The 12,809-nt window shown below is 70.1% G+C and carries 13 protein-coding genes and 1 riboswitch; of the genes, 7 read left to right on the top strand and 6 right to left on the bottom strand.

From position 1 onward, the window contains the following. The coding region (locus VG296_RS32045; RefSeq protein ID WP_325572268.1) for an AAA family ATPase at positions 1–1,377 on the top strand (1,377 nt) is incomplete at its 5' end. Positions 1,378–1,482: 105 nt separating this feature from the next. Here the strand turns inward: VG296_RS32045 and VG296_RS32050 are convergent. Beyond that, positions 1,483–1,812 (bottom strand): hypothetical protein, encoded by a 330-nt coding sequence (locus tag VG296_RS32050; RefSeq protein WP_325572269.1) that lies wholly within the window; start codon positions 1,810–1,812, stop codon positions 1,483–1,485. A 258-nt stretch (positions 1,813–2,070) separates the two neighbouring features. Between VG296_RS32050 and VG296_RS32055 the strand changes: the two genes are divergently transcribed. Next, the gene (locus tag VG296_RS32055; protein ID WP_325572270.1) at positions 2,071–3,348 is read left to right on the top strand and encodes a diguanylate cyclase; all 1,278 of its coding nucleotides are present in this window, start codon (positions 2,071–2,073) and stop codon (positions 3,346–3,348) included. A gap of 31 nt (positions 3,349–3,379) precedes the next feature. Here VG296_RS32055 and VG296_RS32060 read toward each other — a convergent pair whose 3' ends face one another. From VG296_RS32060 to nagA, 3 genes are all read right to left on the bottom strand, one after another. After that, the gene (locus VG296_RS32060; protein WP_325572271.1) at positions 3,380–5,113 is read right to left on the bottom strand and encodes an FtsK/SpoIIIE domain-containing protein; all 1,734 of its coding nucleotides are present in this window, start codon (positions 5,111–5,113) and stop codon (positions 3,380–3,382) included. A gap of 31 nt (positions 5,114–5,144) precedes the next feature. Further along, complete coding sequence (locus VG296_RS32065; RefSeq protein ID WP_325572272.1) at positions 5,145–5,339, bottom strand: DUF2304 domain-containing protein; 195 nt, start codon at positions 5,337–5,339, stop codon at positions 5,145–5,147. A 263-nt stretch (positions 5,340–5,602) separates the two neighbouring features. After that, the gene (nagA, locus tag VG296_RS32070) at positions 5,603–6,778 is read right to left on the bottom strand and encodes an N-acetylglucosamine-6-phosphate deacetylase (protein WP_325572279.1); all 1,176 of its coding nucleotides are present in this window, start codon (positions 6,776–6,778) and stop codon (positions 5,603–5,605) included. A gap of 158 nt (positions 6,779–6,936) precedes the next feature. Between nagA and VG296_RS32075 the strand changes: the two genes are divergently transcribed. Further along, positions 6,937–7,368, top strand: coding sequence for a DUF3263 domain-containing protein (locus tag VG296_RS32075; protein WP_325572273.1), 432 nt, complete (start codon positions 6,937–6,939; stop codon positions 7,366–7,368). 290 nt (positions 7,369–7,658) lie between these two features. On the opposite strand, the gene VG296_RS32080 is transcribed toward VG296_RS32075, so the two are convergent. Further along, complete coding sequence (locus VG296_RS32080) at positions 7,659–8,264, bottom strand: thymidine kinase (RefSeq protein ID WP_325572274.1); 606 nt, start codon at positions 8,262–8,264, stop codon at positions 7,659–7,661. Between the two features lie 137 nt (positions 8,265–8,401). On the opposite strand from VG296_RS32080, the gene VG296_RS32085 reads away from it, so the two are divergent. Then, positions 8,402–8,923, top strand: coding sequence for a DinB family protein (locus VG296_RS32085; RefSeq protein WP_325572275.1), 522 nt, complete (start codon positions 8,402–8,404; stop codon positions 8,921–8,923). Positions 8,924–8,948: 25 nt separating this feature from the next. Here VG296_RS32085 and VG296_RS32090 read toward each other — a convergent pair whose 3' ends face one another. Beyond that, complete coding sequence (locus VG296_RS32090; protein ID WP_349259783.1) at positions 8,949–10,445, bottom strand: alpha,alpha-trehalose-phosphate synthase (UDP-forming); 1,497 nt, start codon at positions 10,443–10,445, stop codon at positions 8,949–8,951. A 103-nt stretch (positions 10,446–10,548) separates the two neighbouring features. Continuing rightward, positions 10,549–10,682, top strand: a riboswitch (SAM riboswitch). A 14-nt stretch (positions 10,683–10,696) separates the two neighbouring features. On the opposite strand from VG296_RS32090, the gene thrC reads away from it, so the two are divergent. The 3 genes from thrC to VG296_RS32105 form a co-directional block, all read left to right on the top strand. Further along, entirely contained in the window at positions 10,697–11,968 is a 1,272-nt protein-coding gene (gene thrC / locus VG296_RS32095; RefSeq protein ID WP_325572277.1) for a threonine synthase, read from the top strand. A 50-nt stretch (positions 11,969–12,018) separates the two neighbouring features. Next, positions 12,019–12,297 carry a ubiquitin-like small modifier protein 1 gene (locus VG296_RS32100; protein ID WP_325572278.1) on the top strand — a complete coding sequence of 93 codons (279 nt, stop codon included), beginning with the start codon at positions 12,019–12,021 and terminating at the stop codon, positions 12,295–12,297. A 399-nt stretch (positions 12,298–12,696) separates the two neighbouring features. After that, on the top strand, positions 12,697–12,809 hold a 113-nt coding region (locus VG296_RS32105), incomplete at its 3' end, for a cold-shock protein (RefSeq protein WP_325572280.1).

Genomic DNA, 12,809 nt, shown 5'->3' on the forward strand with positions numbered 1-12,809 from the left:
GACCGCTTCCTGCCGGACAAGGCGATCGACCTGATCGACGAGGCGGGCTCGCGGATGCGCATCCGCCGGATGACCGCTCCGCCGGACCTGCGCGAGTTCGACGAGAAGATCGCCACGGTGCGCCGGGACAAGGAGTCCGCGATCGACGCGCAGGACTTCGAGAAGGCCGCCGCGCTGCGCGACCAGGAGCGCCAACTGCTCGCCGCGAAGGCGAAGCGGGAGAAGGAGTGGAAGGACGGCGACATGGACGTCGTCGCCGAGGTCGACGAGGAGCTGATCGCCGAGGTCCTGGCCACCGCCACGGGCATCCCGGTGTTCAAGCTCACCGAGGAGGAGACCTCGCGGCTGCTGCGCATGGAGGACGAGCTGCACAAGCGCGTCATCGGCCAGGAGCAGGCGATCAAGGCGCTCTCCCAGTCCATCCGGCGTACCCGTGCCGGTCTGAAGGACCCGAAGCGCCCCGGCGGCTCGTTCATCTTCGCCGGCCCCTCCGGCGTCGGTAAGACCGAGCTGGCCAAGACGCTGGCGGAGTTCCTGTTCGGCGACGAGGACGCGCTGATCCAGCTGGACATGTCGGAGTTCTCGGAGAAGCACACCGTCTCCCGGCTCTTCGGCTCCCCGCCCGGATACGTCGGCTACGAGGAGGGCGGCCAGCTCACCGAGAAGGTGCGCCGCAAGCCGTTCTCGGTCGTGCTGTTCGACGAGGTGGAGAAGGCCCACCCGGACATCTTCAACTCGCTGCTGCAGATCCTGGAGGACGGTCGGCTGACCGACTCCCAGGGCCGCGTGGTCGACTTCAAGAACACCGTGATCATCATGACCACGAACCTCGGCACCCGGGACATCTCCAAGGGCTTCAACCTCGGCTTCGCGGCCGTGGGCGACGTCAGCACCGGCTACGAGCGGATGAAGGCCAAGGTCAACGACGAGCTCAAGCAGCACTTCCGGCCCGAGTTCCTCAACCGGGTGGACGACACGGTCGTCTTCCCGCAGCTCACCGAGGACAACATCATCCAGATCGTGGACCTGATGATGGCCAAGGTGGACGAGCGGCTGAAGGACCGGGACATGGGCATCGAGCTCACCACCCCGGCGAAGCAGCTGATGGCCAAGAAGGGCTACGACCCGCTGCTCGGCGCCCGGCCGCTGCGCCGCACCATCCAGCGGGAGATCGAGGACCTGCTGTCCGAGAAGATCCTGTTCGGCGAGCTGCGCCCGGGCACCATCGTGGTGGTGGACGTCGAGGGCAGCGGCGCCGAGGCGAAGTTCACCTTCTCCGCCTCGCCGAAGTCGGCGCTGCCGACCGACGTGACCCCCGCGGACATCGTGCCCTCGGACGCGGTGCCGGAGCCCAGCGACGCGGTCCAGGAAAACTGAGGGCCCGAATTAACGCATCGCCCCCGCCGCGCTAGGCGCGGCGGGGGCGATGCGTTAAGGAATTCAGAATCCTGCGATCCGGATCCGTTGCGAAGCCGGGGTTGGTTAGAACCCGAACCAGCGGCGGACCTTGCGCAGCGGCGCGAAAAGCGAGAGTCGGCGACGAGAGGCGGAGACGCTCGAAAGAGAGTCGCCGCGCGGGGTGATCTCCCGCAGCAGGGCGGTGGCCTGCGTCACCTCGTCCCGCGTCGGGGCCGGACGGCTTGCGACGGCCGTGGCCGACGGGGCCACGGCGGCCAGGTGGCGCTCCAGGCGCTCCCGCGAGCCCTTGGAGGGCTCGAGGTTGATTGGAGGCACATATGCGGTACGACGGGCGGCGGCGAAGTTCTGCCGCGGCGAGCCGTGCCGCTCGTTCCCGATCAAGGGATGGTCCATGCCTGATACACCCACAATGCAAAGGTACCCCAACGACACGCCCGTGCGACAGGTTCCGTTCGGGTTGTTGCCGATCCGCGACGAAGGATGGGGGATTCTTTACCCTTCGGGCGGGGCACCACATCAGAGTACGTATAAGATCTGGTGCTGACCGCCGTTCATGATGTACATTCCGTGTCTGGCCCGGTGCTTTCGGTGGATCGCCCCGGGTGGCGGCACCGCTCACAACGGCAAGTGACGTGATCGGGGATGAGGCGGATGGTGGAACAGGGCCTGGAGGGGCACATACCCCTGTCCGCCCTGCGCCCGATGTACCGTGCCCTGGCCGCCGTGAACGCCGCCGTGGGGCTGGACGAGACGCTGCAGGCCATCGCGGACGGCGTGGTCTCCTGTACGCCCTTCCAGCACGTCGTCGTGAAGGTCGTGCGCCCCGGCGGCGATCTCGAGGTGACCCACGTGGCCGGCCCGGAGAGCGTGCGTGACGTGCTGCTCAGCAAGGTGATCCCCGGCGCCGCGATGAAGCGCGCGATGGAGGATTCCGAGAGCTGGGGCAGGCTCTGCTTCCTGCGCGACGCGGCCACCGTCTTCGGCGAGGAGGACGTGCCGGTGCACGTCCCCGAGGAGTCCCCGGTCGACAGCCCCGACCCGGACGCCTGGCTGCAGGACTTCTGCCTGATGGCGCCCATGTACGGCCCGGGCGACGAGCTGGTCGGGGTCATCTCGGTGGATGTGCCGACCGACGGGCGGATCCCGCGGATGTGGGTCCGCGAGATCCTGGAGGCCTTCGCCGAGCAGGCCGCGATCGCGATCGTGAACGCGAACCGGCACGAGCTGGCCACGGCCCGGATGGCCAGGCTGGAGCGCGAGCGCGAGGCGCTGCGCAAGGACATCGCCCAGCGCCAGCAGCACGAGGCCGACCTGCGACATCAGGCGAGACACGACCCGCTGACCGGCCTGGCGAACTCGGCCGAGCTGCGCGAACGGCTCGCGGACCTCGTCGCGGACGGGGTCCCGCTGGCCGTCTACTTCTGCGACCTGGACCTTTTCAAGTCGATCAACGACACCTTCGGCCACGCGATCGGCGACCTGGTGCTGCGGCACGTCGCCGACCGGCTGCGCAACGCCGTGCGCGGCGGCGACATCGTGGCCAGGCTCGGCGGCGACGAGTTCGTGGTGGTGGCCGTGGACGTGGGCCGGGCCGAGGCCTACGCGCTGCTGGACCGGCTGGACCAGGCCTTCGCGCACCCGGTGACCGTGGACGGCCATCCGCCGCAGCTGGTCGGCGCCTCGCTGGGCATCGCGTACGACCCGGCGACCGAGCAGTCGGACCTGGTGGCCAAGGAGCGGGCCGAGGAGCTGCTGAGCGCCGCCGACAGCAAGATGTACGCCCGCAAGCGCTCCCGGGCCGCGATCAGCCGGCTCACGGCCCAGGCGTGGCCGACCCGGACGGAGCCCGCGAGACGCACCGACGTGGCGCCGCAGCGCAGCCGCTCGCCGCGTCCCGACCCCGAGCCGCAGCCGGACACGGCTTCGTGACTCTTTGAATTCTCTTTGCCACGCTTTGTGATCAGCCCGCGGCGGGGGCCGGAGCGGCCGCTGTGGCGGGCGCCATGGTCGTTCCCACGGCTCGGAGCGGGGCGACCGACACCGGGGGCGCGTAGGGCGTCTGGAGGCGGATCACGGGCCCGCTGCCGACCCGGACGTACCCCCGGCCCGCCGGAAGCCGTCGGCAGCCGCCGAGCTCGAGCGTGCCGCCGAACAGCACCGTGGACACGGCCGGCTCCACCGACCCCATCGCGACGCGCACGGTGAGCTGCGCGCGCAGCGCCGGGCGCAGTTGCAGCACCCGGTCGTCGCGGGCCGTCACCAGCATCAGCACGCCCGCGTACCGGGCCTTACGCGCCAGCGCCGCGAGGGTCTCCTCGAGCTGCGGACGGCCGGCGCCCGCGGCCGCGTCCAGCAGTTCGGGCAGGCCGTCGATGCAGAGCCACAGCGACGGCTCGGTGGCCTCCGCCGACTCCATCAGCACCTGCGGCTGCCGCAGGCCGTCGACGGAGGCGTCGAGGACCTTCAGCGCCGGGAACGAGGCGGTGTCCCCGTTCGCGACCGCCTCGGCCTCGGCCCGCCGCCGCTCGGCCCGTCGCTCGCACTCGAGCCCGAACCAGTCCAGCAGCTCCAGCGCCCGCTCCGGGTCCTCGACCACGCCGCGCACGCCCGGCCGCCCGGCCAGGTCCGCGTAGGCCTCGGTCTGCTCGATGTCGATCACCGCGACCTGCTGGCCACGGCCGAGCGCCTGGCCGAGCAGGGAGCGCAGCGCCGTCGTCTTGCCGCTGCCGCTCGCCCCGGTGACCAGCAGGTGCGGGTTGGGGCACGGCGTTCCGACGCGCCAGACGACCGGCGCGACGAGGGCCGGGTGCCAGCCCTCCGGCGCCTCGGCCGTGCGCGCGGCGATGTTCGCCGGGAGCGGCTCGGGCTCGACGCCCGGCTCGTCCGGCATCAGCACCGGGACCTGCCGGCCCGCCGAGTCCGGGTCGGTGATCCCGAGCACGTACTCGATCTCGGCCACCGGCCAGGGCTGCGCGGCCAGGCCGCCGGGCAGCGGGGGCAGCACCCTGACACGCAGGTGGTTGCCCTCCTCGTCCCAGTCGTAGAGGAACTCGTTGCCCCGCCCGACCTTGCCCTCGATCGCCCGCTCCACCTTGGCGCGGCACTCGGACTCGCCGTCCCTGACGTACTGCGAATAGTCGATGGTGAAGGCGGTGAGCCGGTCGTGCTCGTCGAACTCCCAGGAGGTGAACGCGTCCCGGTAGCCGCCGCCCGGCTTGAAGTGCTGGTCCGGGTCGTGCTCGTCGTGCAGGTAGGGCACCAGGCCGTCGTAGACCGCCTGCAGCCGGCCGACGTGCGCCTTGGGCTCCGGGTCGGCGTCCTTCGGCGTGGTGTCCCGGCCGAGCCAGCCGGCCCAGCACAGGAAGCCGACGATCAGGATGGCCGGGCCGTAGGGCAGCAGGCCGATCGACACCAGCACGATGATCAGCAGGGCCGCCTGGATCCGCCGCCGCTCCTTCGAGCCGGCCGCCCACCAGGCCCGGCCCCCGGTGACCGCGCGGCGCAGGCCGCGCAGCACCAGGATGACCGGGTGCAGGATCTCGCGCAGCCGCGCCTTCAGGTCCCCGGTGAACTCCCGGGTGCGCGTCACCCAGCGGTGGTGCAGCACCGAGTCGTTGAACCGGGAGACCGGCGTGGACTCGGTGACGCTGTGGCCGAGCCTGGCCCACAGCGAGTGCTCGGAAGCCGGGGACATCGCGACCTCGCTCGGGGAATGGGGGGAAGGGCTAGAAGTGCAGCCCGCTGATGAAGCTGGCGACGGAATCCGTACTGTTCCTGATCGAGGAGGCGATCGAGGTGGACGCGAGGTAGAAGCCGAACATCATGCAGACGATCAGGTGCGAGACCTTCAGCCCGTCCTTGCGGAACAGGATGAAGACGATGATGCCGAGTAGCAGGACTCCGGAGACCGACAGGACCATGACAGCTCCTCAGGGGATGCGCGGGAACGCAGAGGCAACGGGACGTGGTGGTGCCCGCCATGTGGTTCCCGGTACGCCGGCTGGAGGGGGTCGTCTGGCGTCGTGATGAAAATGGTTGGCACGTTCACCGGAGATTCTTTCAAGGTGGTCGTGCCGCTAAAACCGTCAAACGGGTGTCTTTAGGGCGATCATCACCCTTTTGGCAGACAACTGCCGTTCGGCCAGTCGAGAAGTTTCACCGGAAAGAGAACGCGCGCTACCGCCTATTCGGGTGACGGGGTGTCAACCCAGTCACCCTTCTGCATGACCGAGACCACCCGCAGGTCCTCGTCCAGCACGACGAGGTCGGCCCGCTTCCCGGTCTCCAGGCTGCCGACCCGGTCGGCGATGCCGAGGGCGCGCGCGGGGGTGAGCGAGGCGGAGACCGCCGCGTCGGCGAGCGGGACCCCGGCCAGCCGGACCGCGTTGCGCAGCGCGTTGTCCATGGTGAGCGTGGAGCCGGCGAGCGAATCCCCGTCCGTCAGCCGCGCCTCGCCGTCGCGGACCTGCACGGTGAGCGAGCCGAGCCGGTACTCGCCGTCGCCCACGCCCGCGGCCACCATCGCGTCCGTGATCAGCGCGATACGGTGCGCCCCGGCCGCGGCGAACATCAGGCTGACCACGGAGGGGTGTACGTGCAGACCGTCGTTGACGACCTCGCAGAGCACCTGCTCCTGTTCGAGCAGCGCGGTGACCGGGCCGGGCTCGCGGTGGTGCACGGGCCGCATCGCGTTGAACACGTGCGTGCCGACCGGCGCCCCGAGTTCGATCGCCTCCCTGGTCTGCGCGTACGTCGCGTCCGTGTGCCCGACGGCGGCGATGACCCCGGACTCGGTGAGCAGCCGTACCGCGTCGAGGCCGTGCTCGAGTTCCGGCGCGATCGTGATCATCCGGACCGTGCCGTCGCCCGCGCGCAGCAGCCGGGAGATGTCGGCCGGGTCCGGCACGCGCAGCAGGCCGGGGTCGTGCGCGCCGCAGCGGGCCTTGGAGATGAAGGGGCCTTCGAGATGGATACCGGCGAGGATCCCGTCTTGCACGAGCCCGGACAGTTCGCCGATGTGGTGCTCCAGCTCCGCCAGCGAGCCGGTGACGGTGGAGGCCATGATGCTGGTGGTCCCGTGCCCGAGGTGGAAGCGCGCCGCGACCAGCGCCTGCTCCGCGTCCCCCGCCGAGAACGCCGCCCCGCCGCCGCCGTGTACGTGCATGTCCACGAAGCCGGGCAGCACGTGCCGGCCGCCCAGGTCGCGCTGTGCCGTCCCCGGCGAGATCAGCGGCTCCGGCTGCCCCGTCGCCGCGGCCACGCCGGTGATCCGCCCGTCCTCGACCAGCAGCCAACCCTGGTCGAGCACCCCGTCGGGCAGCACCAGGCTGGCGTTGCGCAATAGCAGCGACGACATCATCTTCTCCAAGGACCGGTAATGGTATAGACCATAGCGGATCTCGGCCCGGCTTGTCGCCGGAGGACCGGGAGCCGGACGGGAACGGCCCGGCGGACTATCCTGTCCGGTGCGCGCTCGCGCCGAGTACGAGTTCAACGACTTCAGGGGTGGTGATCCGGATGCAGCAGGAGGAGTCGCGGGCCGCGTCCGTGGACGAATCAGCCCCCGAGCTCCCCACGCAGCGTGCCCCGGAAAACGATGCGCAGCAAGCACTCTTCGACCTCCCCGAGCAGCCCGCCTCGCCGGAGGACGCCGAGCCGGGCGCGGCCGCCGCGGACGCCGGGACCGTCGAGGCAGACCAGACCCCTGATGAACCCGCGCCGCCCCTGCTCGGCCCCCGCGAACGCGCCGTCCTCGACTTCGAATCGCGCCGCTTCAAGAACGCGGGCCGCAAGGACCAGGCCGTCCGCGACGAGTTCGGCATCTCGCCGACCCAGTACTTCCAGATACTCAACGCCCTGCTCGACGACCCCGCCGCCCTCGCCCACAACCCCACCCTCGTCGCCCGCCTCCGCCGCCTCCGCGACGCCCGCCAGCAGGCGAGGAAGTGACGCGGTCGGCTGGTCGGTTCGGGTCTTCCGATAAGGCCGCTTCGCGACTGTCGCAATGAACCGCCGCCCGATCTCCGGCGCGGCTGCGTCCGTTTGGCGACTTGCGTTGCAGCGAGGCAGGTAGTGGGTGCCGGTTCATCTCGTCGCCGGAGCCCGATCGCGCGTCGGGTGGGATGTGCCGGACTGGGCGTTGAGCGGCGCGGCGAGCTACTCGGAGTCCCGGGGGTGGGGCACATGGTGATGCATGAGGCGCCCGAAGCGTTGGGCGCGCTTCTCGCGGGGCTGCTCGACTAGTCGGCGAGTTGTGCTCGGCGCTCGCGGTGGTGGGTGCGGCAGAGGACCTCGTAGCCGACGGCTTGGGCGCGGCCTACGTCGCCGAGGACCTTCTGCTCGCCCTCGATGACCATTCGGCCGGCCACGGTGCGGGCGTTGTGGGTGGCGCGGGCGCCGCACCAGCAGACCGTTTCGACCTGCAGTATCTCGATGCGGTCCGCGAGTTCGATCAGGCGCTGGGAGCCGGGGAAGAGCTTGGTGCGGAAGTCGGTCGTGATGCCGAAGGCGAACACGTCGCGCTTGAGCTCGTCGACGATGAGGGCGAGCTGCTCGACCTGCTCGGGGTCGAGGAACTGGGCCTCGTCGCAGATCACGTAGTCGATCTCCGGGTCCTGGGCCACCGCCGTCTTGACGTAGGCGTAGACGTCTATGCCGGGACGCACCTCGGCGGCGGCGGTGGACAGGCCGAGGCGGCTGGACAGCACGCCCTCGCCCGCGCGGTCGTCCCTGGTGAACACCACGCCGCGCCTGCCCCGCGCCGAGCGGTTGTGGTCCATCTGCAGGGCGAGGGTGGACTTCCCGCAGTCCATGGTCCCGGTGAAGAAGACGAGCTCGGCGGCCATGGGTGTGGGGTTCTCCTAGCAGGGGGGATCTCGGCCCGGAGATTCTAGCCAATGCCGCATCAGGGAACGTTGCACCGTCGGGACTGACCAGCCATAACCCTTTGACCGGAGCTCGCGGTGTTCGGGACGATCGGCCAATGACTTCATGGACCGCGCCTGAGATTCACCGCACTGAGGCATCGCACGACGGCGACGAGCTCTCGTCGCTCAGGGAGTTCCTCCAGTGGCACCGTGACACGCTGATCTCCAAGTGCGGCGGTCTGACCGGTGAGCAGCTGATGCTGAAGGCGGTGCCGACGTCGCCGCTGACGTTGCTCGGCCTCGTCCGGCACCTCGCCGAGGTCGAGCGCTGGTGGTTTCGGCGCTGCTTCGGTCAGGACAAGGAGCTCGGCGACCTGTACTGCACCGAGGAGTACGAGGACGGCGACTTCGACCTCGCCGCCGCTGATGGCGCCGAGGCCGACTTCGCCACCTACGTCCGTGAGGTCGAGCTGGCTGACGCGGTTGCCGCCGGGCGTTCGCCGGACGATAGCTTCCCCGGCAGGAGGGGCGACTACACGCTGCGGTTCGTCTACCTCCACATGATCGAGGAGTACGCGCGGCACAACGGCCACGCCGACCTGCTGCGCGAGGCGGTCGACGGGGCGACCGGGGAGTAGACGTTCGGCGACCGAGCGCCGCCTACTACTCGGTCGACGCGGTCAGCTTTGCCAATGCGTCCAGCTGCTCGGAGAACCATCTCTGCGGGGGCAGGGCGGCGCCGAGTCGGGCGAGCCGCGCGCAGCGCTCCGCGCGGGCATCAGCGCCCTGGGACAGCGCCTCGTGCATCGCCTCCGCGGTGGCCGTGACGTCGTACGGGTTCACGGTGAACGCGGCCTCCGCGAGTTCTGCGTACGCGCCGGCCTCACGGGAGAGCACGAGCGCGCAGGCGCCGCCGGCCGCCTCCGCGATGATCGGGATCTCCTTGGCCACCAGGTTCATCCCGTCTCTGATCGGGTTGACCACGGCCACGTCCGCCATCCGGTACGCCGCGAGCGAGCGGGCGAAGTCATCCTCGACGTGCATGATCAGCGGCTGCCAGCCGGGGTATTCGGGCGAGGTGAATTCGTGCTCGATCTCCTTGGCCAGCCGCTGTACGGCCGCCGTGTAGTCGCGGTACTCGGCCAGGTCGGTCCGGCTCGGGTAGGCGAACCCGATGTGCACCGCCTTGCCGCGCCACTCCGGGTGCGAGCGCAGCAGCAGGGCGTACGCCTCGAGCCCGCGCACGATGTTCTTCGACAGTTCCGTGCGGTCCACGCGCACGAGCACCTGCCTGTCCGCACCCACCGTCGCGCGCAGCTCCCGCTCGCGCTGGGCCACGTCGTCCTGCGCGGCGCGCTCGATCAGCGCGGCGGCGTCCACGCCGAGGGGGTGCACGCCGAGCCTCTCCGGCTCCGGCCGCGACCCCAGCAGGACTTCGCAGCAGTCCGCGAAGGCGTCCGCCCAGCGCCGGGTCAGGAAGCAGGTGCGGTCCGCGCCGAGCATGCCCTCCAGGATCTGCGCCGCGACCGCGTCCGGCAGTATCCGGAAGTAGTCCGGCGGGGCCCACGGGGTGTGCGAGAAGTGGCCGATCCGCAGGTCCGGCCGCAGCTGCCGGAGCAGCTTCGGGGCCAGGCACAGGTGGTAGTCCTGAATCAGTACTCTGGCTCCGTACGCGGCCTCCTCGGCCAGCGCCTCGGCGAAGGCCAGGTTGTACGCCTCGAAGGCCCGCCACTGCCCGGCGAACTCCGGCCCGAAGGCGGGGCTGGTCGGGGTCGAGAAGAGCATGTGCTGGACGAACCAGAGGGTCGAGTTGGCCACGGCGTTGTACGCGGCGTGGAACGTCTCCTCGTCGATGTCCAGCATGCGCACGGCGGCGCCGCCGCTCTGCTCGAACAGGCCGGACCGGTCCAGCCTGCCGCCCGGCGACCTGCGGACGGCCGTCCGGTCGCCCTCGGAGAGCGCGGCGCAGACCCAGACCACCTCGCCGGGGTCGGCCTCGATCGAGGACAGGCCGGAGACCAGGCCGCCGCCGCCGCGCCGGGCGGTCAGCACCCCGCCCTCGTCGAGGCCGAAGGAGACCGGGCCGCGGTTGGAGGCGAGCAGCACGCTCGCCGAGCGCGGGGAACGCGTTCGCTGTGATTCAGCCGATTCAGACACGATTACTGACTATCTCCCTATGCGGACGGGTGCAAACGCTACCGGTACGCGTCGGGTACAGTGGCTGGCAGGGCGTTCGCGCCCTACACACAACTGCATAAGGAACAGCTCATCCAGAGGAGCAGAGGGTACGGCCCGATGAAGCTCCGGCAACCGCCCAGGATCTCCCCGCATTCGCGAGGCCCGGCCTGGAGCAGGTGCCAAATCCGGCCCGTCGACAGCCGACGGGGAAGATGAGGGAAAGGCCTCGCCTGATGACCACTGCCCAGCTCGCCAGTCCCGCCACGGCCTTCGGCCCGGCCGTCGCGCTGTCCTGCCGCGAGTGCGGCGCGCGGATCCCGCTCGGCCCGCACTACGTCTGCGTGGAGTGTTTCGGCCCGCTCGAGATCGCCTACGACTTCCACCAGGCCGACCGCCCGGCCGTCACCCGCGAGCTGATCGAGTCCGGTCCGGCCTCGATCTGGCGCTACGCCCCGCTGCTGCCGGTCCCGGCCGACGTCGCGGCCAAGCCCAATCTGAACCCCGGCTGGACCCGCCTGGTGCACGCGCGCAACCTGGGCAAGGAGCTCGGCCTGCGGTCGCTGCACATCAAGGACGACACCGGCAACCCGACGCACTCCTTCAAGGACCGCGTCGTGGCCATCGCGCTCGAGGCGGCGCGCACCTTCGGCTTCACCACCCTGTCCTGCTCCTCCACCGGCAACCTGGCCGGGGCCGTCGGCGCGGCCGCGGCGCGCGCCGGGCTGCACTCCTGCGTGTTCATCCCGGCCGGGCTCGAAGAGGGCAAGATCGTCATGGCCGCGGTCTACGGCGGCGAGCTGATCGCGATCGACGGCACCTACGACGAGGTCAACCGCTTCTGCTCGGAGCTGATCGGCGACGACGCGGGCGCGGGCTGGGGCTTCGTGAACGTGAACCTGCGTCCTTACTACGCCGAGGGCTCCAAGACGCTGGCCTACGAGATCGCCGAGCAGCTCGGCTGGCGGCTGCCCGAGCAGATCGTGATCCCGATCGCCTCCGGATCGCAGCTGACGAAGATCGACAAGGGCTTCAAGGAGCTGATCGCGCTCGGCCTGGTCGAGGACCGGCCGTACAAGATCTTCGGCGCGCAGGCGAACGGCTGCTCCCCGGTCTCGGCCGCGTTCAAGGCGGGGCACGAGGTGGTGCAGCCGGTCCGCCCGGACACCATCGCCAAGTCGCTCGCGATCGGCAACCCGGCCGACGGCCCGTACGTGCTGGACATCGCCCGGCGCACCGGCGGCGCCGTGGAGGACGTGACCGACGCCGAGGTGGTCGACGCGATCCGGCTGCTCGCCCGCACCGAGGGCGTCTTCGCCGAGACCGCGGGCGGAGTCACCGTGGGAGTGCTGCGAAAGCTCGTCGAAACGGGCAAGCTGGATCCCGCGGCGGAGACCGTGGTCATCAATTCCGGGGACGGACTCAAGACCCTGGACGCGGTGGCCGACACGGGCGTCACCGCCACGATCAAGCCGAGCCTCGCGGCCTTCCACGAAGCCCGCGACTGAGCACCGAGCAAGCCCCGCAGACCCTGACCGGCACGTAGAAAGGCCCTTCCATGGCAGTGACCGTCCGCATCCCGACCATCCTGCGCAGCTACACCGGCGGTTCCGCCGAGGTCGCCGCCCAGGGAGCCACGCTGGCCGAGGTGATCGAGGACCTCGAGGCGAACCACCCCGGCCTGCGCGCGCGGCTGCTGGACGACGCGGGCAAGCTGCGCCGCTTCGTGAACGTCTACGTGGACGACGACGACGTGCGTTTCGCGGACGGCCTGGCCACGACGACGGGCGAGGGTGCGAAGCTGAGTATCATCCCGGCGGTCGCAGGCGGGTGCTGAGGCGCGAAGCTGAGTATCACTGTGACTAACAACCTGGCGGTCGCAGGCGGCTGCTAAGCACAAGCTGTGAACGCCGCTAAGCACTTGCTAAACATCTGTCCATGGAACGAGATGATCAGTAACCGTCCGATTACAGTTTAGCTGCGGGATTGAATTTGCACCCTGATATGCCCTGGTTCGCCCCGGTTTTTCGCACGTCTGTACCGCGCACGGATTTGCTCGAGAGCCTGTTGCCCACCCGGCCGCAAAGGATACTCTCAGCGCCGGTCGCACAGTTCAGCGAGGCTCGACCGAGCGGAACGAGAGAACACCGACCCTGTTCGTGAAGAAGGGGCGGGGGACGTACGACCCCGGTCTCGCGCTGTGCGGGGCCGAGCAGGGCGGCAACAGGGAGTAAGCATGGCTCAGGGCACCGTCAAGTGGTTCAACGCGGAGAAGGGCTACGGCTTCATCGCGGTCGACGGTGGCGCGGACGTCTTCGTCCACTACAGCGCGATCCAGATGGACGGCTA

Origin of the sequence: Actinospica sp. (genome assembly GCF_035552695.1) — a bacterium.
In the GTDB taxonomy this organism is placed as follows: Bacteria; Actinomycetota; Actinomycetes; order Streptomycetales; family Catenulisporaceae; genus Actinospica.